The sequence below is a fragment of the Oerskovia enterophila genome (genome assembly GCF_001692445.1).
Lineage (GTDB): Bacteria > Actinomycetota > Actinomycetes > Actinomycetales > Cellulomonadaceae > Oerskovia > Oerskovia enterophila.
Genome location: NZ_MAQA01000022.1, coordinates 1 through 24175, shown reverse-complemented (window position 1 = coordinate 24175; position 24175 = coordinate 1). Strand labels below are relative to the sequence as shown.

The 24175-nt window shown below is 73.7% G+C and carries 26 protein-coding genes; 8 read left to right on the top strand and 18 right to left on the bottom strand.

Annotation, left to right across the window (positions count from 1 at the left end):
• Positions 1 to 7 precede the first annotated feature (7 nt).
• From mutM to coaD, 6 genes are all read right to left on the bottom strand, one after another.
• Positions 8 to 1000: a bifunctional DNA-formamidopyrimidine glycosylase/DNA-(apurinic or apyrimidinic site) lyase gene (gene mutM, locus OERS_RS10420; RefSeq protein ID WP_068625709.1), complete on the bottom strand. Its 993-nt coding sequence runs from the start codon at positions 998 to 1000 to the stop codon at positions 8 to 10.
• Complete coding sequence (gene rnc, locus OERS_RS10415) at positions 993 to 1757, bottom strand: ribonuclease III (RefSeq protein ID WP_068625708.1); 765 nt, start codon at positions 1755 to 1757, stop codon at positions 993 to 995. The genes mutM and rnc overlap by 8 nt, the downstream gene beginning before the upstream one ends.
• A gap of 5 nt (positions 1758 to 1762) precedes the next feature.
• Positions 1763 to 1957, bottom strand: a complete 195-nt coding sequence (gene rpmF, locus OERS_RS10410; protein WP_056648464.1) for a 50S ribosomal protein L32 — start codon at positions 1955 to 1957, stop codon at positions 1763 to 1765.
• Positions 1958 to 1959: 2 nt separating this feature from the next.
• Complete coding sequence (locus OERS_RS10405) at positions 1960 to 2547, bottom strand: YceD family protein (protein WP_056648462.1); 588 nt, start codon at positions 2545 to 2547, stop codon at positions 1960 to 1962.
• A gap of 214 nt (positions 2548 to 2761) precedes the next feature.
• Positions 2762 to 3289 (bottom strand): hypothetical protein, encoded by a 528-nt coding sequence (locus OERS_RS10400; protein WP_068625707.1) that lies wholly within the window; start codon positions 3287 to 3289, stop codon positions 2762 to 2764.
• Positions 3286 to 3852 carry a pantetheine-phosphate adenylyltransferase gene (gene coaD / locus OERS_RS10395; protein WP_082848867.1) on the bottom strand — a complete coding sequence of 189 codons (567 nt, stop codon included), beginning with the start codon at positions 3850 to 3852 and terminating at the stop codon, positions 3286 to 3288. Before coaD ends, OERS_RS10400 begins: the two co-directional genes overlap by 4 nt.
• Before the next feature lie 103 nt (positions 3853 to 3955).
• Between coaD and OERS_RS10390 the strand changes: the two genes are divergently transcribed.
• The gene (locus OERS_RS10390; RefSeq protein WP_068625706.1) at positions 3956 to 4792 is read left to right on the top strand and encodes a hypothetical protein; all 837 of its coding nucleotides are present in this window, start codon (positions 3956 to 3958) and stop codon (positions 4790 to 4792) included.
• A gap of 5 nt (positions 4793 to 4797) precedes the next feature.
• Here the strand turns inward: OERS_RS10390 and rsmD are convergent, their stop codons facing one another.
• From rsmD to OERS_RS10375, 3 genes are read right to left on the bottom strand one after another with little or no spacing between them, the layout of a single operon-like run.
• Positions 4798 to 5382: a 16S rRNA (guanine(966)-N(2))-methyltransferase RsmD gene (gene rsmD, locus OERS_RS10385; protein WP_068625705.1), complete on the bottom strand. Its 585-nt coding sequence runs from the start codon at positions 5380 to 5382 to the stop codon at positions 4798 to 4800.
• A gap of 36 nt (positions 5383 to 5418) precedes the next feature.
• Entirely contained in the window at positions 5419 to 7803 is a 2385-nt protein-coding gene (locus OERS_RS10380; protein ID WP_083201368.1) for an ATP-dependent DNA helicase RecG, read from the bottom strand.
• Positions 7800 to 9590 (bottom strand): DAK2 domain-containing protein, encoded by a 1791-nt coding sequence (locus OERS_RS10375; RefSeq protein ID WP_068625704.1) that lies wholly within the window; start codon positions 9588 to 9590, stop codon positions 7800 to 7802. The genes OERS_RS10380 and OERS_RS10375 overlap by 4 nt, the downstream gene beginning before the upstream one ends.
• A 289-nt stretch (positions 9591 to 9879) precedes the next feature.
• Between OERS_RS10375 and rpmB the strand changes: the two genes are divergently transcribed.
• A complete protein-coding gene (rpmB, locus tag OERS_RS10370) occupies positions 9880 to 10071 on the top strand; it encodes a 50S ribosomal protein L28 (protein ID WP_056648452.1) in 192 nt (63 codons plus the stop codon).
• A 135-nt stretch (positions 10072 to 10206) separates the two neighbouring features.
• On the opposite strand, the gene OERS_RS10365 is transcribed toward rpmB, so the two are convergent.
• Positions 10207 to 10806 (bottom strand): helix-turn-helix domain-containing protein, encoded by a 600-nt coding sequence (locus tag OERS_RS10365; RefSeq protein ID WP_068625703.1) that lies wholly within the window; start codon positions 10804 to 10806, stop codon positions 10207 to 10209.
• 81 nt (positions 10807 to 10887) lie between these two features.
• Between OERS_RS10365 and OERS_RS10360 the strand changes: the two genes are divergently transcribed.
• Positions 10888 to 11913 carry an NAD(P)/FAD-dependent oxidoreductase gene (locus OERS_RS10360; protein ID WP_211268467.1) on the top strand — a complete coding sequence of 342 codons (1026 nt, stop codon included), beginning with the start codon at positions 10888 to 10890 and terminating at the stop codon, positions 11911 to 11913.
• A 153-nt stretch (positions 11914 to 12066) separates the two neighbouring features.
• Complete coding sequence (locus OERS_RS10355; RefSeq protein ID WP_056648448.1) at positions 12067 to 12585, top strand: GNAT family N-acetyltransferase; 519 nt, start codon at positions 12067 to 12069, stop codon at positions 12583 to 12585.
• A 126-nt stretch (positions 12586 to 12711) separates the two neighbouring features.
• On the opposite strand, the gene OERS_RS10350 is transcribed toward OERS_RS10355, so the two are convergent.
• Positions 12712 to 13779: a thiamine-phosphate kinase gene (locus OERS_RS10350; protein WP_082848866.1), complete on the bottom strand. Its 1068-nt coding sequence runs from the start codon at positions 13777 to 13779 to the stop codon at positions 12712 to 12714.
• Between the two features lie 62 nt (positions 13780 to 13841).
• On the opposite strand from OERS_RS10350, the gene OERS_RS10345 reads away from it, so the two are divergent.
• Positions 13842 to 14333, top strand: a complete 492-nt coding sequence (locus OERS_RS10345) for a DUF3515 family protein (protein WP_231907695.1) — start codon at positions 13842 to 13844, stop codon at positions 14331 to 14333.
• A gap of 85 nt (positions 14334 to 14418) precedes the next feature.
• Here the strand turns inward: OERS_RS10345 and OERS_RS10340 are convergent, their stop codons facing one another.
• Entirely contained in the window at positions 14419 to 15558 is a 1140-nt protein-coding gene (locus tag OERS_RS10340; RefSeq protein ID WP_068625701.1) for a D-alanine--D-alanine ligase family protein, read from the bottom strand.
• An 84-nt stretch (positions 15559 to 15642) separates the two neighbouring features.
• Between OERS_RS10340 and OERS_RS10335 the strand changes: the two genes are divergently transcribed.
• A complete protein-coding gene (locus tag OERS_RS10335; RefSeq protein ID WP_068625700.1) occupies positions 15643 to 16815 on the top strand; it encodes an acyl-CoA dehydrogenase family protein in 1173 nt (390 codons plus the stop codon).
• 73 nt (positions 16816 to 16888) lie between these two features.
• On the top strand, positions 16889 to 18067 hold the full coding sequence (locus OERS_RS10330; protein ID WP_068625699.1) for a trans-sulfuration enzyme family protein: 1179 nt from the start codon (positions 16889 to 16891) through the stop codon (positions 18065 to 18067).
• Here the strand turns inward: OERS_RS10330 and OERS_RS10325 are convergent.
• Positions 18064 to 18414, bottom strand: coding sequence for a DUF6191 domain-containing protein (locus OERS_RS10325; RefSeq protein WP_068625698.1), 351 nt, complete (start codon positions 18412 to 18414; stop codon positions 18064 to 18066). The genes OERS_RS10330 and OERS_RS10325 overlap by 4 nt on opposite strands.
• 187 nt (positions 18415 to 18601) lie before the next feature.
• On the opposite strand from OERS_RS10325, the gene OERS_RS10320 reads away from it, so the two are divergent.
• Positions 18602 to 19318 (top strand): AMIN-like domain-containing (lipo)protein, encoded by a 717-nt coding sequence (locus OERS_RS10320; RefSeq protein ID WP_068625697.1) that lies wholly within the window; start codon positions 18602 to 18604, stop codon positions 19316 to 19318.
• A gap of 6 nt (positions 19319 to 19324) precedes the next feature.
• Here OERS_RS10320 and OERS_RS10315 read toward each other — a convergent pair whose 3' ends face one another.
• The 5 genes from OERS_RS10315 to OERS_RS10295 all read right to left on the bottom strand — a co-directional run.
• On the bottom strand, positions 19325 to 20362 hold the full coding sequence (locus OERS_RS10315) for an NAD(P)H-dependent glycerol-3-phosphate dehydrogenase (protein WP_068625696.1): 1038 nt from the start codon (positions 20360 to 20362) through the stop codon (positions 19325 to 19327).
• Positions 20359 to 21087 carry a lysophospholipid acyltransferase family protein gene (locus OERS_RS10310; protein ID WP_068625734.1) on the bottom strand — a complete coding sequence of 243 codons (729 nt, stop codon included), beginning with the start codon at positions 21085 to 21087 and terminating at the stop codon, positions 20359 to 20361. Before OERS_RS10310 ends, OERS_RS10315 begins: the two co-directional genes overlap by 4 nt.
• Positions 21088 to 21178: 91 nt before the next feature.
• A complete protein-coding gene (locus tag OERS_RS10305) occupies positions 21179 to 21784 on the bottom strand; it encodes a response regulator transcription factor (RefSeq protein ID WP_068625695.1) in 606 nt (201 codons plus the stop codon).
• Positions 21781 to 23121 (bottom strand): sensor histidine kinase, encoded by a 1341-nt coding sequence (locus OERS_RS10300; protein WP_056648431.1) that lies wholly within the window; start codon positions 23119 to 23121, stop codon positions 21781 to 21783. The genes OERS_RS10305 and OERS_RS10300 overlap by 4 nt, the downstream gene beginning before the upstream one ends.
• A gap of 211 nt (positions 23122 to 23332) precedes the next feature.
• Positions 23333 to 24175, bottom strand: an 843-nt coding sequence (locus OERS_RS10295; RefSeq protein ID WP_083201366.1) for an ABC transporter permease, incomplete at its 5' end; no start/stop codon positions are given.

Sequence of the window (24175 nt, the reverse complement as noted above, 5' to 3'; positions counted from 1 at the left end):
CGGGCACCTACCAGCGCGCGTTCCGCGGCACCTTCTGGCAGACGGGGCACGTGTACGACGACCGGTTCATGAACTCGTCGCGCCGCACGAGCGCCCCGCAGCGCGTGCACTCCTCGCCCTCGCGCCCGTACACCGCGAGCGAGCGCGAGAAGTACCCGGACTGGCCGTTGACGTTGACGTAGAGCTCGTCGAAGCTGGTCCCGCCCTGGGCGAGGGCCTCTCGCATGACCTCCTCGGCGGCGTCGAGCACGCGGTGCGCCTCGGCCAGTCGCAGGGTGTCGGTGGGGCGCGCGTAGTGGAGCCCGGCGCGCCACAGGGCCTCGTCGGCGTAGATGTTGCCGACGCCGGACACGAGGCGCTGGTCGAGCAGCGCGCGCTTGATCCCGGTCCGACGACGGCGCACCGCCCGTGCGAGGTCGTCGCGGCGCAGCGCGGGGTCGAGCAGGTCGCGCGCGATGTGCGCGGCGGGCTCGGGGATCTCCGCGAGGGGCGACCCCCAGCCTCCGGGCGCACCGTCGGGGGTCGGTGCGAGATCCGTCACGGACAGGTGCCCGAACGTGCGCTGGTCCACGAAGTCGAGGGTGCGCGGCGCATCCGCCTCGTCCTCGCCGGCGAGCCCGGACAGCTCGAGCCGGACCCGCAGGTGCGGCACCTTCTCGACCGCGGCGGTCCCCGACCGGACCAGGAGCTGGCCGCTCATGCCCAGGTGCGCCATGAGCGCGGTGACGTGCCCGCCCGCGGGCGCGGCGCCGTCGGGCAGGTCGCCGGACGCGCCGTCCACCGCGCCCGACGTCTCCTCCAGGAGGAGCCACAGGTACTTGCCGCGGCGGACCGCGGCGCCCACGCGCTGCCCCACGAGCTGGCCGCGGAAGCTGTCCGGGCCACCCTCGTGGCGACGGACCGAGTAGTCGCGCAGGACCTCGACGCCCGTGACCGTGCGTCCGGTGACGTGGCGGGCGAGACCGTCACGGACGGTCTCGACCTCGGGGAGCTCAGGCAACGGTGCCCGGCTCGTCGAGGTGCTCGTCCTGGTCCGCCCGTGCGTCCGCGGCCGAGGCGGGCAGCGGCAGCTTCTGGATGGCGAGGTACGCCATCTCGGCGGCCTCCTGCTCGGCGTACTTCTTGGCCGAGCCGTGGCCCGTGCCGTAGACGACGCCGTCGAGCGAGACCTCGGACGTGAAGGTGCGGGCGTGGTCGGGACCGTCGCCCGTGCTCGAGTAGGCCGGAGCGCCCAGGTTGCGGGCCGCGGCGGACTCCTGGAGAGAGGTCTTCCAGTCGAGTCCTGCGCCCAGGTCTGCGGCGACGGCGAGCGTCGGGTCCACGAGCCGGTGCACCAGGTCGCGAGCGACCTCGAGGCCGTGGCTCAGGTAGGTCGCACCGATCAGCGCCTCGACGGTGTCCGACAGGATCGAGTCCTTGTCGTTGCCGCGGGTCCGGATCTCGCCCTTGCCGAGCAGGATGTACCCGCCGAGGCCCAGGTCGCGCGCGATCGCGGCGAGCGACTTCTGCGAGACCGTGGCGGCGCGCATCTTGGCGAGCTCACCCTCCGGCAGGTCCGGGTGGCGGCGGTACAGCGCCTCGGTCACGACGAGCCCCAGCACGGTGTCCCCGAGGAACTCGAGGCGCTCGTTGGTGGGGATGCCGCCGTGCTCGTGGGCGAACGAACGGTGCGTCAGTGCAAGCACGAGAAGCTCGGGATCCAGGTGGATCCCGAGCCTCTCGAGAAGACCGGCGGCCGCAGGGGCTTCCGGCGTCACGCTATTCAGCCTGCGTGCTCGGTGCGCAGCGCCTCGACGTACTGACGGCCCTTGTAGGTGCCGCAGGTCGGGCACGCAGCGTGCGACAGCTTGTCGCCCTTGCACTGCGGGCAGGTCGTGAGGTTCGCGGCGGTGGTCTTCCACTGCGAACGACGCGCACGGGTGTTGCTGCGCGACATCTTGCGCTTCGGAACAGCCACGGCTAGCTCTCTTTCGTCTCGTCGGACACGCTCGGATCCTCGAGCATGCTCTGTAGTGCCGACCACCGGGGATCGACAATGTCGTGCGAGTGATCAGGATCCTCAGCCAGACGTGCTCCGCACTCGGAGCACAGGCCCTGGCAATCGGGCTGACACAACGGTCTGAATGGTAGTGCAGTGACGACGGAATCCCGAAGCGCGGGCTCGAGATCGATCAGGTCGCCCTCGAGCTCGTACACCTCGTCCTCGTCGTCACCGGACTCTGCCGCGGCCTTCGCACGCTCGGGATACACGAACAGCTCCTGGATGTCCGCGACGACGTCAGCCGTCACCGGTTCCAAGCACCGCACGCACTCCCCGACCGCCTGGGCCTGGGCAGTCCCTGTCACCAGGACCCCGTCCATCACCGACTCGAGCCGGACGTCCAGCTCGAGATCAGTGCCTTCAGGGATGCCGATCACGACGGTACCGAGGTCTGCCGGAGCCTTGACCGAGCGAGTCACTTCACGCATCGATCCGGGACGCCGACCGAGCTCGTAGGTGTCGAGCACAAGAGGCGAGCGCGAGTCGAGAGTGATGGGTTCCTCCACGGGTTGTCAGCGACCCGAGCGGGTCGCCAGGTGTTCAAGGTCACAGCGCGCACGCCAGTCCCGCAAGAACCAGGGGGATCTCAGGGAGATGAACGTGCACCTCGGCCCCAGCCGATGACAGGCAGGACCAACGGACCATCTTACGGCATGACCGAACCGCCGTCTAACCCCGCGAACTGACCCGGATCGGACGGGCTGTCCGCGGCCCCGCGACCTACTCCCCCGAGCCCTCGGCTCCCTGGAGCTCCCCCATGCGCTGGGCGAGCTTGGCCCGCCCGGCGTGCACCTGCGCCATGACCTTGCCCAGGTCCACCTCGAACTCGGCGAGGCGACGGTCGCAGTAGTCGTCGGCGTCGACCCGCAGCTCGGCGGCGGTCCGCTCGGCGTCCTCGACGATCGCGTGGGCCCGCGACTCGGCCTGCACCGCGACCTGCTCCTTCTGGACCAGCTCGATCGCGCGGGCGCGCGCCGTCGTGAGGATGTCCTCGGCCTGCTTGTTCGCCTCCGCAAGGACCGCGTCGGCCTCCGCGAGCACCTCGTCGGCGTGCGCGAGCTGCTCGGGCAGCGCGCGACGCATCTCGTCGACGAGCGCCAGGGCGTCGGCCTTGTGGACCAGGACCGAGGACGACATGGGCATGGCCCGGGCGGTCTCGACGAGGTGGGCCAGGTCGTCGAGGATCACGTGGAGCCCGGCCTCGGTCTGGGCCTCGTCCTCGGTCTGCGCGAGCGGGTGGTCGTTCATCGGCCTGTTCCTTCCGTGGTGGGGGTCGCCTGCTGCGCCTGCCGCCTCTGCTCTGCCGCGGGCGTCGTGCCGGCCGCGCGGTCCGCGAGCGCCTGGCGCACGAGGTCGCCCACCCCCGCCGGGACCAGGTCGTCGACCGGCCCCCCGAAGCGGGCCACGTCCTTGACGAGCGAGGACGCGACGTGGGCGAGGGCGGGGTCGCCCGGGACGAACACGGTCTCGACGCCCACGAGGTGGCGGTTCATGAGGGCCATGGGCAGCTCGGCGTCGAAGTCCGCGCCTCCGCGCAGGCCCTTGACGACGGCCACGGCACCGACCTCGCGGCAGAAGTCCACGAGGAGGCCGGGGACGATCGCGACGCGCACGTCCTCGAGTCCCGGGCTCGCGTCGAGCGCGGCGCGCGCGATCTCGACGCGCTGCTCCGCACTGAGGAGCGCGGACTTGGACGAGTTGCGGGCGACCCCCAGGACGACCTCGTCGAACAACGACCGCGCTCGGCGGACGATGTCGAGGTGGCCGAGGGTGAGGGGGTCGAACGACCCCGGGCAGACGGCGATGGTCACCTCGCCACGGTAGTACACGGCCCTCGGGAATCCGGGCAGGTCAGGGCCCGCCGCGGGCCGCGTCAGGCCGCGCGCAGGGCGCGGGCGCGGCAGGATGGGTGCCATGTCTCCCCAGTCCGGTCCCGTCGTCGTCCCCCTCCGCTCGGTCGAGCAGCTCACGCAGCTCTACCGGGACGTGCTGAGCCCGTCGTTCCCGCCCGCGGAGCTGGTCTCGCTCTCGTCGTTCCTCGCGGACCACGCGGCGGGGCACCTGGAGTCGTTGGGGGTCGTGGAGGTGCCCGACGGCGCCGCTCCCCCGAGCGGACAGGGTGCGGCTGGGCCCAGGTCCGGCACGGCGGACGGCGAGCCGGGCGAGGCGCCTGCCGGGCGTGTGGTGGCCGGCGTCGTCGGCTCGTGGTCGGCCGAGGCGCGCGTCCTGCTCGTCCAGTACCTGGCGATCGCGCCGGGGCGGCGCGGGGGCGGGATCGGCGCGGCGCTGCTCGGGGCGGCCGTGGCCGCATGGCTGACGAACCTGCGCCCGGTCATGGTGCTGGGAGAGGTCGAGCACCCGGGCTTCCACTCGGCGAGCGAGGCGCACGGGGACCCCGAGGCGCGGCTGCGGTTCTACGCGCGCCACGGCGGACGTGTCCTGGCGGTGCCGTACTTCCAGCCCGGCAACGCACCCGGCGCCGAGCGTGTGCCCGCGCTGCTGCTCATGACGCTCGCGACCGAGGACCCCACGGCGACGAGCGTGCCCGCGGCCCCGCTGCGCACGTTCCTGCGCGAGTACTTCGTGGACAGCGAGGGGAGCCTCACGGACGACGCGCCGACGCGCGCGCTGCTGGCCTCGGTCGCGGGAGAGCGCGTCGAGCTGGTCCCGGCCGACGAGCTGGACCGTGTTCCCGTGGGCCTGCTCGACGAGACGTCGCTGCGCGCGCCCGCCGCCCCTGCCGCGCTCTAGTTCGCTCAGGGCGCGTCGGCCGCGGACTCCTCGGTCGCAGCCGGACCCGCGTAGTACACGGCCGTCTCGCCGTAGTCCTTGCGGGCGAGCAGCTCCCACCCCGCGGGCCACTGCGGCTCGGGGCTGCGCGTCGAACGCTCGACGACCACGACCGCGTCCTCGACGAGCGCCGACGTCGCGGAGAGCTGCCGGAGGAGCTCGGCGACCACGGCCTCCGCGAGGTCGTAGGGAGGGTCGATGAAGACGACGTCCCACGTGGTCGTCGGCGGCGACAGGACGAACTTCTCGGCCTTGTCCTGGACGACCTGCACGTTCGTCAGACCGAGGGTCCTCACGTTGGTCCGGCAGACCTCCGCGGCGACGCGCGCGGCGTCGACCAGCACGACCTTCTGCGCGCCGCGCGAGGCCGCCTCCAGGCCCAGCGCACCCGAGCCCGCGTACAGGTCCAGGACGTAGGCCCCCTCGAGGACCCCGTAGTGCTCGAGGCGCGAGAAGATCGCCTCGCGCACCCGGTCGCTCGTGGGCCGCGTGCCCTTGGGGGGCACCTGCAGGCTGCGTCCTCCGACCGTCCCGGCCACGATCCTCGTCATGCGGGACAGCCTAGACGGGGTGGGCCAAGGCCCCGGCTACGCCCGCTCGAGGAACTCCTCACGCTCGGGGTCGAGCTGGCTGGCGATCGCCGCCCGCAGCTCGGGGTGGTGCTCGAGGTCCGGGTCCGCGCCGATCACCTCGGCCGCGTCGGCCCGCGCCTGCTCGATCACCGCGACGTCCTTGACGACGCGCAGCAGCCGCAGCGAGCTCGCCTTGCCGGACTGGGCCGCACCCAGCACGTCGCCCTCGCTGCGCAGCTCGAGGTCGACGGTCGCGAGGCGGAAGCCGTCGGTGGTCTCGGCCATGGTCTCGACCCGGACGGCCGCGGGGGTGCCGGGCTCGACGGTCGAGACGAGCAGGCACAGCCCGGGCGCGGAGCCACGGCCCACGCGGCCGCGGAGCTGGTGGAGCTGCGAGAGGCCGAACCGGTCCGCGTCGAACACGACCATCACCGTGGCCTCGGGCACGTCCACGCCGACCTCGACCACTGTCGTGGAGACCAGGACCTGCACCGCGCCGGACGCGAAGTCGGCCATGGCCTTCTCCTTGTCCGCGGGGGGCATCTGCCCGTGCAGGACGCCGACCGAGAGCCCGCGCAGCGCGGGCACGCGCGCGAGCTCCTCGGCGACCTCGAGCACCGCGCGCAGGGGCGGCCGGTCCGACCCCGTGCCGGTCCCGTCGAGGTCGAGGAAGTCGGGTACCTCGTCGAAGTCGTCGGTCCGCGACCTCCTCCTCGCGGCCCCCTTGCCCTCGCCCGCGGCCCCTGCGGCGTCGGGACCGGCATCCCGGGCCGGGACCTCGGCGTCGGGGTGGATCCGGGCGCACACCACGTACGCGCGGTGCCCGGCGTCGACCTCCTCGCGCACGCGCTGCCACGTCCGGTTCATCCACGCCTCGTTGTCCGCGGGGACCACGTGCGTCGTGATGCCCGCGCGCCCGGCCGGGATCTCGGTGAGCGAGGACGTCTCGAGGTCGCCGAAGACCGTCATGGCGACCGTGCGCGGGATGGGGGTCGCGGTCATGACGAGCAGGTGGGGGCTCGTCCTCGCCTTGGCCCGCAGCGCGTCGCGCTGCTCCACGCCGAACCGGTGCTGCTCGTCGACCACGACCAGCCCGAGGTCCGCGAACTGCACGTTCTCGCTCAGCAGCGCGTGCGTCCCGACGACGATCCCCGCGCGCCCGCTCGCGGCGTCGAGCAGTGCGGACTTCTTGGCGGCGGCCCCCATCGACCCCGTGAGGAGCGCGACGCGCGTGCCGTGGTCCGCCCCGCCCAGCATGCCCCCCTCGGCGAGCGGCCCCAGCAGGGTCGCGAGCGTGCGGGCGTGCTGCGAGGCGAGCACCTCGGTGGGCGCCAGGAGCGCGGCCTGCCCTCCGGCGTCGACCACCTGGAGCATCGCGCGCAGCGCGACGACCGTCTTGCCCGAGCCGACCTCGCCCTGGAGCAGGCGCTGCATGGGCCGCGAGCGCGCGAGCTCTCCGGAGATCTCCTCGCCGATCTCGCGCTGCCCGGCCGTGAGCGTGAACGGCAGCGACGCGTCGAAGTCCACGAGGACGCTGGGCTCGCCCGGGGCGAGCGGCGGGCGGGCCGTCGCCTCCTCGGCCTCGGCCCGCGCGCGCCGCTGGGCGAGCGCGGCCTGGAGCACGAACGCCTCCTCGTAGCGCAGGCGGTCGCGCCCGTGCTGCCACTGACGCGTGTCGAACGGCTCGTGGACGTCCTTGAGGGCCGCGTGCCGCGACCCGAACCCGCGGGCCTCGCGGACGGCGGGCGGCAGCGGGTCCGGCACCTCGTCCTCGGTCAGCGGGTCCAGGACCTGGCGGACGGCCTTCTGGATCCGCCAGCTCGGGATCGCGGCGCTCGCCGGGTAGAGCGGGATGGGGCGACGCGCCTCGATGAGAGCCGACTCCTCGTCGTCGGCGTCGACCCCGATGATCAGGTAGTCCGGGTGCGTGAGCTGGCGCGCCCCGCGGTAGGCGCTCACGACGCCCGTGAACAGGCCCGTGCGCCCAGGCTGGAGACGGCTCTCGTGCGTGCGGAGCGCCCCCGTGCCCTTGGCGAAGAACGTGAGCGAGAGGCGGTGGACGCCGTCGGTGACCTCGGCCTGCATCATGGCCCCGCCCCGCGAGCGCATGGCCCGCACGGTCGCCTGGACCACGCGCGCCATGATCGTCACGTGCTCGCCGAGCACGAGCCCGCCGAGGTCGGTGAGCCTGCCCGGGTCGCCGTAGCGGCGGGGGTAGTGGCCCAGCAGGTCGCCCGTGGTCTCGAGGCCCAGCTTCGCGAGCGCGCCGGCGGACCGCGGGCCGAGCACCTTGGCGAGCGGCTCGGCGAACCGGTCCACGGGCCCCGTGACCAGGTCTCCGGCCAGCACCCGGGAAGCGGTCACGTGGTCCGTGGCCTCGGGGGTCTGGTCCTTGCTCATTCCGCTCCCAGCTCGAGGACTGCGTGGTCGCGCCCGGAGTCGAGGACGACGACCTCGATGCCCAGGACGCGCTGGCGTGCGATGGCGACGACGACGTCGATCACGAGCGGGTCCACCCGGCGGCCCGGCATGATCGTGAGGACCTCGTCGTCCGGGCGCAGGAGCTCCTCGAGCGCCGGTCGCACGAGCGAGCCGTCCGCTGCGACCTGGACCGCCCGGACCTCGGCGAGCGCGGCACGCATCGCCTCGGCCTGCCCCTCCTCGACGAGCTGCGCGGCGGCGAGCGCCGCGACGACGTGCAGGTCGGTCGGGGCGTCGAGGACCTCGACGGCCTGCAGGTCGCCCGCGCCCGGCTCGACCAGCAGTGCCGCTGCGCGGGCGGCGGCCGCGGCCGCGTCGCTGCCCGGCAGCACCGTGACGAGCCGGGCCGAGGTGTCCACCGCGACGCGCAGCACCTCCTCGGGCTCGGGGGCGCGGTCGGCCGCGAGCAGGACCACGGCCCCGCTGCGGGCGAGGTCCGGTACGAGGCCCGGCGCCGAGGTGATGGTCACCACGCCGTGCGCGGGCACCTGCTGGTCGGGGTGGGGGGCGGTACCTGACGGGCCCTCGTGCACGCCGCGCGCCGCGACCTGGGTCGCGAGGTGGCGCACGCAGACCTGGCGCAGCCCGGCCCGGCCGGCGGCGACCTGACGGGCCGCGGCGACCGCGCGCCCCGGGTCGTCCGTGTGCACGTGGGCCTGCCAGACGCCGTCGCCGACCACGACGACCGAGTCGCCTACCTCCTGCAGCGCGGAGCGGAGCGCGTCCGCGAGGTCGGGGCCGTCGGTCTCCAGGGACACGGTGCGGAGCGCGTCCCCCACGCCCGCCTCCACGACGAACATGACCTCGAACTCACCGTCCAGCCCCACGCTCGCGGTCCCCCCGTCGGCGGGCGCAGCGGCCTGCGCAAGGTCGCCGGGCCCGACCGCGGGGCTCGGCTCCACCTCCCGGTCCACCGAGGCGTCGGTCGTCAGGGTCGCCATGGCGTCCATGGTGCCGCCGGCCACCGACATCACCGGGTCCGCCGGGTCCGCGGCGTGGCCGCCGGCGCCGGGCAGGGCTCCGGGCGACCCGCCGCGGGCGGCGGCCTCGGCCTCGAGCCCTGCCCCGTCGAGCCCGTCCGCGCCCAGGACGCGGCACAGCGCGTCGAGCACGAGCACGAGCCCGTAGGCCCCCGCGTCGAGCACGCCGGCGCGCGAGAGGACCTCGAGCTCGCTGGGGCTGCGGAGCATGGCGCGGTGAGATCCGTCACGCGCCGCGACCACGACTCCCGTCAGGTCGGCGCCCGCGTCGGCCGCGGCGCGCGCCGCCGACGCACCGCCGCTCGCGGCCGTGAGGATCGTCCCGGGCACGGGGGCGGCGACGGCCGCGTACGAGGCGCGCGCGGCGGCCTCGAACCGCGTCGCGACGCGCAGCGACCCCACGGGCTGGTCCGCGAACGTGACCGCGCCCGCGAAGCCGCGCAGGAACTCGCTGAGGATCACGCCCGAGTTCCCGCGCGCCCCGAGCAGCGCACCCCGCGCGAAGGCGACCAGGACGGTGTCGGTGGGCTCGCCGTCGGGCAGGGCAGACACGGCCCGCGCTCCCTCGGTGACCGTCAGGAGCATGTTGGTGCCCGTGTCCGCGTCCGCGACGGGGAAGACGTTCGCGCTGTCGATGCGCGCCCTGGCCTCCCCGAGCGTCCGGACCGTCTCGGTCACCCACGCCCGCACCAGTGCGGGCTCGATGTGCTCCTTGCCGTCGGTCACGCTCGTGGGGCTCCTCGGTCCGGGGCGGCACGCGAGGGTGCCGAACCCCCGTCGAGCCTGCGATACTGTCCGGACCACCGTAGTCCGCCTCGCGCGCTGCCTCTTGCATGCGTTCGGGCCGGTTTGGGGTGGAGGGCGGCCATCGGCTACCCTATGGAGGTTGCCCGGACAGATCTGGGCGACCACGGACGCTCCCCGGCTTCTGCCGGTACGGAGCGTTCACCCCACAGACCATTCACTACGTCGCCGCTGTCCTTCGCGGAGGCGTGCACGACGATCAGGAGAAATCGTGGCTGCCAACTGCGAAGTCTGCGGCAAGGGCCCGAGCTTCGGGCACAGCATCTCGCACTCGCACGTCCGTACGAAGCGTCGCTGGAACCCGAACATCCAGCGCGTCCGTGCCATCGTTTCGGGCACCCCGAAGCGCCTCAACGTGTGCACCTCGTGCCTGAAGGCCGGCAAGGTCGTCCGTCACGTCTGAGCCTTTCAGCTCGTTCCACGAGAGCCCGCCAGGATCCGTCCTGGCGGGCTCTCGTGTGTCCGGGGGCAGGTGCCCGACGGCGGGGCTCCCCTCGGGCAGGCGGGTCGCCCAGGCGCCGGGCACGCTCGGGCGTGATCAGTCCCGGTCGGCGGCACGCGAGACGGGCCGCGCCCGCACGTGCGCCCGCTCCCCCTGGGGGCCGTAGAGGACGAGCAGCTCGACCGGGTGCTCGTCGGCGCTGAGGATCGCGTGCGGGGTGCGGGTGTCGAACTCGGCGGCCTCGCCCTCGCCGAGGACCAGGTCGTGCTCGCCGAGCAGGAGGCGCAGCCGTCCGCCCAGGACGTACAGCCACTCGTAGCCCTCGTGCACTCTGGTCTCGGGCAGGACGTCGGAGGTCCGGCCGTGCAGGAGCTGCTTGTAGGCCTGGACGCCGCCCGGCCTGCGTGAGAGCGGCAGGAACGTGGACCCGTGCCGCTTGACCGGGCGCGCGTGGATCCGCGGGTCTCCCGTCGGTGGAGCACCGACGAGCTCGTCGAGCGGCACCTCGTGCTCGCGGGCGAGCGGCAGCAGGAGCTCGAGCGTGGGGCGCCGGCCCCCGGACTCGAGCCGGGACAGCGTGCTCACCGAGATGCCCGTGCGCTCGGAGAGCTCGGAGAGGGTCAGCTGACGCTGCTGGCGCAGCGCGCGCAGCCGTGGCCCGACGGCCTCGAGGGCCGCGGCGAAGGGATCGTCCATGCCGTCGAGTTTGCCACTCCAGCAAGAGGAATTGCCAACTCGCGACGCGAGCGCGGATGCTCGACGACGGAGGTGGTCACCGTGACCCGAGAGAACCCAGCGCCCGCCACGGGCGAGAGCACATCGAACGACGCAGCACCGGAGACCTACGACGTCGTGGTCGTCGGAGGCGGTGCGGCGGGCCTGAGCGGAGCGCTCACGCTCGCCCGGGCACGACGCAGCGTGCTCGTGATCGACGCGGGCCGTCCGCGCAACGCACCGGCCGCACACATGCACGGCTACCTGTCCCGCGACGGCGAGGACCCCGCCGCGCTCCTGGCGACCGGACGCGCCGAGGTCGCGGCCTACGGGGGCCGGATCTCCCAGGGCACGGTCGAGTCCGCGACCGCCCTGCCCGACGGCGGCTTCGAGGTCCTCACGACCGACGGCCGAGCCGTCCGGGCTCGTCGTCTGCTCGTGACCACGGGCCTCGTCGACGAGCTGCCCGACGTCCCCGGGCTCGCCGAACGGTGGGGCAAGGACGTCCTGCACTGCCCGTACTGCCACGGCTGGGAGGTGCGCGACCAGGCGGTGGGCATCCTCGCCACGAGCCCGATGTCGATCCACCAGGCCCAGATGTGGCGCCAGTGGACCGACGACGTCACGCTCTTCCTCCACGGGTCACCGGCCCCGGACGCCGAGACCCGTGCCGCCCTCGACGCGCGCGGCATCCGGGTGGTCGAGGGCCGCGTCGCGGGGCTCGCGCTCGACGCGGACGCGCTGAGCGGCGCCCGGCTCGCGTCCGGGGAGGTCGTGGAGTGCACGGCGCTCGTGGTCGCGCCCCGCTTCACGGCCCGGTCCGCGGTCCTCACGTCGCTCGGGGTCGAGACCGAGGACCAGGTCGTCGACGGGGTGACGATCGGGACCTTCGTACCCTCCGACCCCCAGGGTGCGACCTCGGTGCCCGGCGTCAGGGTCGCGGGCAACGTCACGAACATCATGGCGCAGGTCGTCGCCGCGGCGGCCGCGGGCGTCCAGGCGGCCGCCGCGACCAACGGCGACCTGATCGTCGAGGAGGTCCAGCAGGCGCTCGCCGCTCGGACCGCGCCCAGCGCGCACGCGGGGTGAAAGGCTGAGAGGATCGGCGGACGACGCACGGCACACGCGGGCTAGCACGCCCGCCGCTCCTCTCATCCCACCAGCACATCACCTTGGGGAGATTTGCTGAAGATCCGGACAAAGAGGTTTGGTGAAACTCCACGGAAGTGGCAGGATTTGGTCATGGTGACGGAACTCAACGAGGTAACGATCCGCACGGCAACTCCGCAGGACGCGGCGTCGATCGCCCAGGTGCACATCGCCTCGTGGCGTGGGGCGTATGCCGGGATCGTCCCGGACGACTACCTCGCATCGCTCGACCACGACCAGCGCGAGGCCGCCTGGACGCAGAACCTCGCGAGCTCGGGCGCCGACATCCTCCTGGCCGAGGCCGACGGTCGCGCGCTCGGTTTCGCGAGCCTCGGCCCCGCTCGCGACGAGGACGCCGAGTCCGGGGACCTCGAGGTCTACGCGATCTACCTCGACCCCGAGGCCTGGGGACGGGGCGTCGCCCGTGACCTCATGCGGACCATGCTCGGCAAGGTCCCGCCGCGCACGCCGGTCTCGCTGTGGGTCCTCAAGGACAACGAGCGCGCCCAGCACTTCTACCGTCGTCACGGGTTCGCCCCGGACGGGGTCGAGCGTCGCGACGACATCGGCGGCCGTGACCTGACGCAGGTCCGTTTCCGTCGCACGGTCTGACCGGCCCGCAGCACAACAGCTCCTCCCGTCGAGGGGGTCGCCCTCCGGGTCGGTCCCCTCGACGCGTGCCAGGCCCGACCCGCCCGCGCGCCTGACGACCGGGCAACCTCGTCGGCCGCCCGACCCTCAGCCGCGGAAGTGGTCCCACCCGACGCCGTGCGCGCGCGGCGCGGCCCCGTCGACCGTGACCGACGGAGCCCGGCCCTCGGCAGCCCCTGGCACGCCCGCCGACGGCGCGGCGACGACCCGTCCCACCGCACGGAACGGCTCGGGCAGCGCGGTCCCCGCGGGGAACGTCGCGAGCAGGCCGTGGTCCTCACCGCCCGTCAGGACCCAGTCGCGGGCGAGGGCCGTCTCCGCGGCGCCTGCCGGGCCCGGCTCGGCCCCGGCAGGCGCGAGCGTCCCGCTCGCTGCGCTGACGGCGGACGCCGCGACGACCAGCCGGTCCAGGTCCCCGCGGAAGGCCCCCAGGTCCAGGTCGATGCCCACGCCGCTCGCCCGGGCGAGGCGCCCGGCGTCACGCAGCAGGCCGTCGGACAGGTCGAGCATGGCCGTGGCCCCGGAGTCCGCGGCCGCCGGGCCCGCGTCGAGTGGCGGCTCGGGACGCAGGTAGGCGTCGACCAGGCCCTGGTCCAGGGGGCCCAGGTCGTGGTCGAGCAGGGCGAGCCCCGCGGCGGACCAGCCTCGCCGCCCGGCGTGCGCGACGACGTCGGACACCTGGGCTCCCGAGCGCAGGACCGGCGCCCGCCCGCCCAGGTCCCCGTGCACCGTGACCGCGACGACCACGTCGTCCCCGCTCGACAGGTCTCCCCCGACCACGGCCGCACCGCTGGGCGCGCACGCCGCGGCGAGACCGCGGGCCAGGCCCGTGACCCACTCGACCGGCAGGTGCCCCGGGATCACGAGCGAGACCACGAGCGAGGTGGGCCGCGCCCCCATGGCCGCGATGTCGGCGAGGTTCTGCATCGCGGCGCGCCACCCGACGTCGTACCCCGTGGACCACTCCGGGCGGAAGTGCCGACGCTCGACCAGCACGTCGGTCGAGACCACGAAGCGCCCGTCGGGGGCGCTCACGACGGCCGAGTCGTCGCCGGGCCCCACGAGGGTCGCCGCACCCGTCGGCAGGAGCGGGAAGATCGCCGCGAGCAGCTCCTCCTCGGACGTCTCGCGCACCAGCACCCGGCCCTCGTTCAGATCAGTCACGGCGCCACCTTACGCGGGACGGAGGCCCCCGCCGGAGCGGCTACCGTTGGAGGGTGCTGAACGCCCCTCGTACCCCTGCCCGACGTCGGACGCTCGCCGGGATCCTGCTGCTCGCCGTGGTCGCAGGCACCAGCGCCTGCGCCCCGACCATCGGCGTCCCGGTCGCCGACGACGCAGCCGACCCGAAGTGCGCCGAGGTCGTCCTCGCGGTCCCCGACATGCTGGGCGACCTGCCCAAGGTCAAGACCGACAGCCAGGCCACCGCGGCCTGGGGCGCGTCGGGCGCCGCCGTGACGCTGCGGTGCGGCGTCACGCCGCCCGAGCCCACCACGACGGGCTGCCAGGGCGTGCCGAGCGCCGCGGGCAGCGTCGACTGGATCGTCGCCGACGACGGCAAGGGCACGTGGACCTTCGTCACGTACGGGCGCGACCCCGCGGTCGAGGTCCAGATCCCGCCGTCGGTCAGCTCGGACCACTCGTCGTCGTTCGTCTCCGACCTCAACCGCGCGGTGTCCAAGGTCGAGCAGACGCGCTACTGCATGTGACCTTCCCGACGGACGGACGCGAGGAGCGCGCCACCCCCGGGGGTGGCGCGCTCCTCGCGTCCGTCGGGTCGAGCCGCCGGAACGGTCAGCGCAAGCCCGTGGGGCGCTCGAGCGCGAGCTGGATGAGCTCGTCGATCAGGTCGGGGTAGGAGATGCCTGACTTCTCCCACATGCGGGGGTACATCGAGAACGGCGTGAAGCCCGGCATGGTGTTGATCTCGTTGACGACGACCTGGCCCTCGTCCGTGACGAACACGTCGACCCGGGACAGGCCCTCCGCTCCGACCGCCTCGAACGTGCGGACCGCGACGTCGCGCACCTCGTCGACGAGTTGCTGGGGCAGGTCGGCCGGGCAGCTCAGCTCGACGCCGGCCTCGTCGAGGTACTTGGCCTCGAAGTCGTAGAAGTCGTGGTTCGTGTCCGTCACGACGATCTCACCGGGCAGCGACGCGCGCGGGCGCTCGCCCTGGCGCCCCCCGAGCACTGCGCACTCGATCTCGCGTCCGACGACCCCGGCCTCGATCACGACCTTGGGGTCGTGCTTGCGCGCCTCGTCGATCGCCGCGGGCAGGTCAGCGAGGTCGTCGACCTTGGTGATCCCCAGGCTCGACCCGGCGCGAGCGGGCTTGACGAAGACCGGCAGCCCCAGGCCCGCGACCGTCTCCGTCCAGGCGGCGGGGTTGCGGTCCCACTCCCCCGGGCGGATGACCGTGTACGGCGCGATGGGCAGCCCCTGGCCCGCGAGGACGAGCTTCATGAAGTGCTTGTCCATGCCCACGGCGGAGGCGAGCACGCCCGCACCCACGTAGGGCACGTCGGCCAGCTCGAGCAGGCCCTGGAGCGTGCCGTCCTCGCCGAACGGGCCGTGCAGCAGCGGGAAGACGACGTCGACCTCGCCCAGCTCGCGCGGGAACTCGCCCGGCTCCAGGACGCGCAGCCCACGCTGACCGACCGCGAGCGGCAGCAGGACCTCGCCGCCCGTCGCGGTGACCTCGGGCAGGTTGCCCGCCGTGATCTCCCAGCGCGCGGGCTCGTCCGCGGCGAGGACCCACTGGCCCGCCTTGGTGATCCCGACGGGGACGATCTCGTAGCGGTCGCGGTCGATCGCACGCATGACGCCGCCCGCGGTGGCGCACGAGATGACGTGCTCGCCGGAGCGTCCGCCGAAGAGGATGAGGACGCGCGTCTTGCGCGCGGGAGCACTGGGTTCTGGCTGGCTGGACATCGCGGACGACCCTACCGGAACCCCGCTTCCCCGAGAGAACAGGAACGGTCCCCGCTCGTGAAGGAGCGGTGATAGAACGGGGGCATGAGCCTCCCCCTGCTGACCGACGACCTGCTCGACCGCATCCGCTCGCGTGCCGCGGGCTATGACCGCGAGAACGCCTTCTTCACCGAGGACCTTGAGGAGCTGACAGCAGCCGGCTACCTCCGGGCCTTCGTCCCGACCGCGATGGGCGGCCCGGGCCTGGGGCTGCGCGACGTGGCGCACGAGCAGATCCGCCTCGCGGGTGCCGCTCCTGCGACCGCCCTGGCTGTCAACATGCACCACGTGTGGACCGGCGTCGCGCGCTACCTGTACGAGCGCGGGGACCACTCGCTCGACTTCGTGCTCGAGGAGGCCGCGCGCGGCGAGGTCTTCGCGTTCGGGTACTCGGAGCCGTGCAACGACCTGGTCCTGTTCGGGTCCCGGACCCAGGCCCGACCCGACGGCGAGGGCGGCTACTCGTTCCACGGCCGCAAGATCTTCACGTCGCTCTCGCCCGCGTGGACGCGGCTGGGTGTGCTCGGGATCGAGACGGCGGCCGAGGACGGCCCGGGGCTCGAAGGCGACCCTCGCCTCGTGCACGCGTTCGTGACGCGCGAGGGCGGCGGCGTCGACGTCCTGGACGACTGGGACACGGTCGGCATGCGCGCGAGCCAGAGCCGCACTACCTTGCTGGTCGGCGCGCACGCCCCGGCCGACCGGGTCGTCCGGCGCCTCGCGCCCGGCCCCTCCACGGACCCGCTCGTGCTCGCGATCTTCACGACGTTCGAGGTGCTCCTCGCGTCGGTCTACACGGGGATCGGCAAGCGAGCCCTCGAGCTCGCGGTCGAGAACGCGCACCGGCGCACCTCGATGAAGAACGGCGGCAGGCCGCTCTCCCAGGACCCGGACATCCGCTGGCGCGTCGCGGACGCGGGTATCGCGATGGACGGGATCTACCCGCAGATCGACCAGGTCGCGGGCGAGATCGACGCCCTCGTGGACCGGGGGGCCGGCTGGTTCACGGCGGTCGCGGGCCTCAAGGTCCGCGCGACCGAGACGGCGCGCGTCGTGGTCGACCAGGCGATCCGCGTGTCCGGCGGGTCCTCGTACTTCGCGTCCTCCGAGCTGGGGCGCCTCTACCGGGACGTGCTCGCGGGGATCTTCCACCCCTCGGACGACGAGTCCGCGCACTCGACGTTCGCGAGCGCGCTGCTCGGACCGGTCGAGGACTGAACCGGGGGCGCCGCCGTTCCGTCCGTCGGTTGCTCGCGGCACCCACCCGCTGCCCAGGCGTAATCTCACCCCCATGACGACCGAGCCGACCGGGCCGACCGCGCCCACCGTCCACAGCTCCCCCCTGTCCCCCGCCACGATCGCGGTTGCGGCCGGACGCCCGCCCCGCGAGCAGGGCGGGCCCGTGAACCCGCCCGTCGTCCTGTCCTCGACGTACGTGTCTCGCGGTGTGCAGCAGCCCGGCGAGCTCCTGTACACGCGCATGGACACCGAGACCTGGCACCCGTTCGAGGAGGCCCTGGCCACGCTCGAGGGCGCCTCGGAGCCGGGCATCGTCTTCAGCAGCGGGATGGCGGCGATCGCGGCGGTCTTCTCGTTCGTCCCGGCGGGCGGCAAGGTCGTCGTGCCCCGGCACGCCTACCAGGTGACGCTCGGCTTCGCGGACGACCTCGAGGCCCGCCACGGGGTCGAGGTCGTCCGCGTGGACGTCGCCGACACCGACCAGGTGCTCGCGGCGATCGGCGGGGCGGACCTGCTGCTGATCGAGTCGCCGACCAACCCCATGCTCGAGGTCGCGGACCTGCCCGTGCTCCTCGCCGCGGCGCGCGAGCGGGGGGTCCTCACGGCGGTCGACAACACGTTCGCGACCCCGCTGGGCCAGCAGCCCCTCGCTCACGGCGCGGACGTCGTCGTGCACTCGGTCACGAAGTACCTCGCGGGGCACTCCGACGTCGTGCTCGGTGCCGTCGTGACGAGCGACCCGGACCTGGCCGCGAAGGTCCGCGCCTACCGGACCCTGCACGGCGCGATCGCCGGCCCGTGGGAGGTGTGGCTCGCGCTGCGCGGGCTGCGCACGCTCGCGCTGCGCGTCGAGCGGTCCCAGGCCAACGCCGCGGAGATCGCCCGGCGCCTGGCCGAGCACCCGCTCGTCGAGGAGGTCCGGCACCCGAGCCTGCCGACCGACCCGGGCCACGAGCGCGCGGCCCGCACCATGACGGGCTTCGGGGCGATCATCGGGCTGCGCCCCCGGGGCGGTCGCGAGGCCGCGGACGCGGTGGTCGAGGCCGTCGAGCTGTGGGTTCCCGCCACGAGCCTGGGAGGGGTCGAGTCGAGCCTCGAGCGGCGGCGACGGTTCGCGACCGAGTCGCTCACGGTCCCCGAGGACCTGTTGCGCATGAGCGTCGGCATCGAGGACGTCGAGGACCTGTGGGCGGACCTCGACCGCGCGCTGCGGCTCGCCGCGGGCAGCTAGCGTGCGGAGGCCGTCCCGTCGGCGGCCTGCGGCTCGTACGCGTCAGCACGGAAGACGACGACCCCGGACTCGAGGTCGACGTCGATCGGAGGGGCGGTGGACGGCGCCTGCGCGATGTCGAGCCGTTGCCGCTCCTTCTCCTCGGTGAGGTGGACCCTGCTCGGCTGGAAGACGTCGACGAGCTCGCCGAATGCGCCGGCCCCCGCGGTCTCGCCAGCCCCTCGTCCGTCCCCGAGCCGCCTCTCCATGGAACGCCCGCTCACCATGCGCTCGATCGCGACCACCGCGACGACCACGAGCACGACGACGAGGAAGAGAGGCGCGCCCACGCTGCTGAACCACGGCATGGAGCCAGGCTAGGTCGTGGGGCCGGTCCCTGTCATCGTTCGGCCGTGGACACCGCAGAACCGCAGCGCCCGCCGTCGCCGAGGCACCCGATCGAGACCCTCCCTCCATGCGTCCGTGTCCTGCCCGGCCTAGGCTCGAGACAGCCGGGAACCGCTCCCGGCCGCACGCTTCGAGCAGGAGGCAGTCATGGACCGCGCCACCCGATCGGCCACCCGGACGGTTCGCCGCGGGCAGCGGCGACCGGCCCTCGCCGCCGTGAGCCTCGGGGCGTTCTTCGTGCTCACAGCGTGCTCCGGCGGGAACGGCGGGTACGACGCGACGCCCGTCGAGTCCCCGTCGCGCACGGCATCCCCGGACACCAGCCCGCTCCCCACCGACGGCGCCTCCGGCACCCCCACCGAAGCGCCCGGATCGACCGGCTCCACCGAGGAGGACGGCTCGACCACGGCTCCCGCGTTCCCCGCGAACACCGACCCGGACGTCTCCGAGCCCTCCGCCGGCGCGGCGCTCACCGTGACCGACCTGCGGGTCGGACGCCACGACGGGTTCGACCGCGTCGTCTACGAGCTGGGCGGCACGGGCACGCCCGGATGGCGCGTCGAGTACGTCCCGGAGGCGATCGACGACGGCAGCGGGAACGTCTTCCCGCTCGCCGGGGACGGCACGCTGCAGGTCATGATCTCGGGCTCGGGATACCCCACGGACACGGGCGTCGCCGAGTACTCGGGCCCCAACCACCTGCGGGTCGCCGGGACCGACGAGGTCGAGGAGGTCGCTCTCCGCAGTGTGTTCGAGGGGTACACGCAGTCGTTCATCGGGACGGACGACACCGACAACCCGTTCAGGGTCTATGCCCTCACGGACCCGACGCGGGTCGTCGTCGAGGTGCGTGACGACGACTGACCGGGGTCAGTGCCCCGACGTCACGCCCTCGGACTTCTGCGGACGCGCGAGCAGCCCGCGGGCCATGTCGTCGACCGGCATGCCCTCGTGCAGGACGGCCACGACGCCGGCCGTGATGGGCATGTCGACGCCCACCTTCTGCGCGAGCTCGAGGACGGAGCGGCAGGACTTGACGCCCTCCGCGGTGCCGCCGGTCGCCGCGACGGCCTCCTCGAGGCTCATTCCCTGCCCGATGTGCTTGCCGAGCGTGTGGTTGCGCGACAGGGGCGACGTGCAGGTCGCGACCAGGTCCCCCATGCCCGCGAGGCCCGAGAAGGTCTCGGCGTCCGCACCCAGCGCGAGCCCGAGGCGCGTGATCTCGACGAGACCGCGCGTGATGACCGTCGCGGTCGTGTTGTACCCGAACCCGCGGCCCTGGGCGATGCCCACGGCGAGCGCGATGACGTTCTTCACCGCGCCGCACAGCTCGACGCCCACGACGTCCGAGTTGGTGTACGGCCGGAAGTAGGACGACGAGCAGGCCGCGGCGACGAAGCGGGCCGTCTCCGGGTCGTTCGCGGAGACCACGGTCGCGGTGGGCTGGTGCTCGGCGATCTCGCGGGCCAGGTTGGGGCCCGAGACCACGGCGACCTTGTCCAGCGGGAGCCCCCACACCTCGGCGACGACCTCGCTCATGCGACGGTCGGTGCTGAGCTCGACGCCCTTCATGAGCGAGACCGCGACCGCGCCCTCGGCGAGGTGCTCGCGCAGCGGGGCGAGCGTCGCGCGGGCGCTCTGCGAGGGGATCGCGACGACCACGAGCTGGGCGCCCGCGAGCGCCGCGGCCGCGTCGGTCGTCGCGGTGAGCCCCGCGGGCAGCTCGATGCCGGGCAGGTAGGCCGAGTTGTGTCGCGTGGCGTTGACGTCGGCGGCGACGTCGGCGTTGCGGCCCCACAGCCGGACCTCGCAGCCCGCGTCGGCGAGGACGGCCGCGAACGTGGTGCCCCAGGCGCCGGAGCCGAGCACGGCTGCCGTGACGGGCGACGGGTGGGTGGTGGTGCTCACTTGCGTTCCTCCGAGCCGGGGTTCTTGCGGACGTCGAACCGTTCGGCCGGGGCCTTCTCGCCGCGGATCTCCTCGAGCAGCCCGGTGATGGCGTCCATGATGCGGTTGGTGGCCTCGCGCAGGGTCGCGGTGTCGATGGGACGCTCGTAGAGGTCCGACAGGTCGATGGGCGGGCCCGCGTGCACGGCCACGTCCTTGGGCGGGATCGGCCGGAACCGCTTGCTGTAGCGGGGCAGGATGTCCTGCATGCCCCACTGCGCGATGGGCACCACGGGCATGCGGCTCGCGAGGGCGAGGCGCGCCGCACCGGTCTTGCCGACCATGGGCCACAGGTCCGGGTCACGGGTCAGGGTGCCCTCGGGGAACACCGCGACGCACTCGCCCAGCGCGAGCTGGTCGACCGCCGCGCTCACCGAGGACGCAGCCCCCGCGGTGTTGCGCTGCACCGGGATCATCCCGGTCTGGTCCAGGAGCCAGCGCAGGCCGGGGATCTTCCAGAGCGACGCCTTGGCCAGGATCTTGGGCGCCCGGCCGTGGTCGTACAGGAAGTGGGCGAACGTCAGCGGGTCGATGTTCGACATGTGGTTGCCCGCGGCGATGAAGCCGCCGGTGGCGGGGATGTTCTCCGCCCCCTGCCAGTCACGGCGGGTGATCGCGAACATCAGGGGTCGCACGACGATCGCGACGAGTCGGTACGCGCGGCTGTCAGGATGAGCTTTCGGCACGGTCACCGAGCCTACCGGGCCGCGTGCCGTCGTCGGGCCCGACGGCGCCGCGCGCCCGGGGTGAGACCCTCACCCCGGCCGGGACGCACCGTCAGATCCACCCGTGTCGGCGGGCGAGGTGGACGGCCTCGTGGCGGTTCGTCGCGCCCAGCTTGGCCGCGGCCGACGAGAGGTAGTTGCGCACCGTGCCCGGTGCGAGCGAGGCGCGCGTCGCGATCTCCTCGACGGGCGCTCCCCCGGCGGCGAGCTCGAGCACGTCGGCCTCGCGGGGCGTCAGGGGGCTCGCGCCGGCCGCGATGGCCTCGGCGGCCAGCTCGGGGTCCACGTAGCGTCCGCCCGCGTGGACCTGACGCACCACGTCCGCCAGGACGCGCGACGAGACGGTCTTGGGCAGGAACGCGCGCACCCCGGCCTCGAGCGCGCGCTTGAGGTACCCCGGTCGGCCGTGGCTCGTGACCATGACGACCCCGCACCCGGGCACCTCGGCGGCCAGGGCCTGGGCGAGCTCGATCCCGTCGAGGCCGGGCATCTGGAGGTCGAGCACCGCGACGTCGGGCGTGTGCTTGCGTGCGGCCGCGAGCGCCTCGGTCCCCGACGCGGCCTGGACGACAACCTCGAGGTCGTCCTCGAGCGAGAGCAGGGTGGCCAGGGCGTCGCGGATGAGGTTCTCGTCGTCGGCGAGCAGGATGCGGATCACGCGGTGGGGCCTTCCTGGGCGGGGCGAGAGGTGCCGGTGCCGCGGCCCCGGGGGACGAGCGGCATGCGCGAGACGAGGCTACCGACCCCCGGGAGCGGGACGGTGGCCGTGAGACGGAACGTGGGGGGCTCGAGGTCGGTCTCGAGCCGACCACCGGCCCCGGCGAGCCGCTCGCCGAGCCCGATCAGTCCGGACCCGCTGGGGCTGCCCGGGCTGGTCGTGGTGCGGTCGAGGTCGGGGACGCCGTCGTTGGTCACGGTCAGGACCGCCTCGCCGCGCTCGACGCGCAGGGTGATCTCGCAGCGCGTCGCGTGGGAGTGGCGGACCACGTTGGTCACGGCCTCGCGCACGACCCAGGCGAGCGCCTCCTGCGTGGCCTCGGGCAGCGAGCCCTCCTCGCCGTCACCGTACGACCCGATCGTGGTCTCGATGTCGGCCGACCGCAGGACCGAGCGGGCGCCGCTGAGCTCCGCGGCCAGGTCCGCGGCACGGTAGCCCGCGACGACCGCCCGCACCTCGCGCAGCGAGTCCTGCGCGATCTGGCGCACCTCGAGCATCTGCTCGGCCGCTCCGGGGCGTCCGCGCGAGGCGAGCTCCGCGGCCAGCTCGCTCTTGACGGCCACGACCGAGAGCGTGCGACCGAACACGTCGTGCAGGTCGCGCGAGAAGCGCAGCCGCTCCTCGGCCACGGCAAGGCGTGCGTGCAGGACGCGGTTGCGCTCCTGCTCCCACACGATCCCGAGCATCCACACCGACACCCGGTAGGACGCGAAGATCCCGACGCACATGAGGACGACGCCGATCCCCTGGCCCACCGCGATGCCCGCCGCCGTCTCGTCGCGGACCGGGGCGACGAACCACGAGACGAGCCCCGAGACCGCCGCGACGCCGACCGCCCCGAGCGCCAACCACCGGAAGGTCAGGAGCGGCGCGCAGGCCGCGACCGAGAACGCGGTCGCCGCGGTCACGACCAGGACCGGTGTGTTGCCCTGGAACATGGATCCCTCACCCGTCGGGTACGCCGCGAGGCCGACCACGCAGGTCGCGAGCGCGAGCCCGCACATGGCGCCCAGGGCCCACCGGGGAGGCGGCGGGCCGCCGAGGAACCGGGTGACCCCGTACCGGATCACGACGACGCACGAGGCGGTGTGCGCGAGGCACAGCCCGATCAGGGGGGCGAGCAGGGCCGGGTGCCCCGTGGGTACCTCGCCCACGACCCAGAGCACCACGAAGAGCTCGAACGTCGCGACGACGTACAGCGACCAGCGCGTGTAGGTGTCGAACCGTTCGGGGTTGCTGCGACGCGACCACGCGCCGACGAGGGGGTTCCAGCTCACGGGGTCAGCCTTTCACGTGGGCATCTTCGAGGGTGCTCCGGTTGCTCCCGGGGCTCCGGTCCTCCGGTGCTCCCGGTGCTCCGGTGCCGAGCACGAGGTTGCGGTCGCTCTCAGCAGGAGAGCGACCGCAACCTCGTGCTCGACCGATCGCAACCTCGTGCTCGACGACGCCGCCCGGCCCGGGTCCACCACGAGCGACGTCACGACCGCCTCAGCGGCGCGGCTCCCACCGCATGTACCGGGCCGCGAGCCACGCGCCGACCACGCACCAGGCGAGCAGGATCGCGAGCGGCTGCGCGGCCAGGGCGAACGTCTCCCCGAAGCCGACCGCGTCGCCGTCGGGCCCCAGCCCGGTGAGGCCGATCGTCAGGAGCTCGCCGACGGGGTGCAGGGGCGTGAATGCGGCGAGCGTCTGGACGCTCTCCGGCAGGAGCGCGAGGGGCAGCGTGGTCCCCGAGAGCAGCAGCGCGAGGGCCATGATGGGCAGGGTCGAGAGCTGGACCGACTCGAGCGTGCGCGTGAACGCGGTGCTCGCGGCGGCGAGCGCCGCGAAGACGAACGTCCCCCCGAGCACCGCGACGAGCAGCAGCACCACGTTCGCGGGGGCGTCGAGGCCGATCCACAGCGCGATCGCGGCCCCGCCCAGCACGAGCTGGCCGAGCATCGTCACGACCGCGGGCGTCGCGGCGCCGATCAGGATCTCGGCGTCCGAGCACTGCCCGGTCCGCAGACGCTTGAGCACGAGCTCCTCGCGCCGCGCGACGTAGGCACTCGCCAGGTTGTAGTAGACGACGAACATGAGCGCGAAGCAGATGAGGCTCGTGAGCGCGAAGGCCCCGACGACCGACGCCCCGGCCCCGTCGCCCACGACCGCCTCGAGCGCTCCGGAGAAGTGCAGGAACGCGACCATCGCGGGGGCCAGCGCGACCCCGTTGAACAGGGCCGTGCGGTTGCGCAGGAGCAGCGTGGTCTCGGCGCGGACGAGCGAGCCGACGCGGCGCAGCGAGCCCGCGCCGAGACCACGCTGCTCCTGCGCAACCGCACGGCCCTGTTC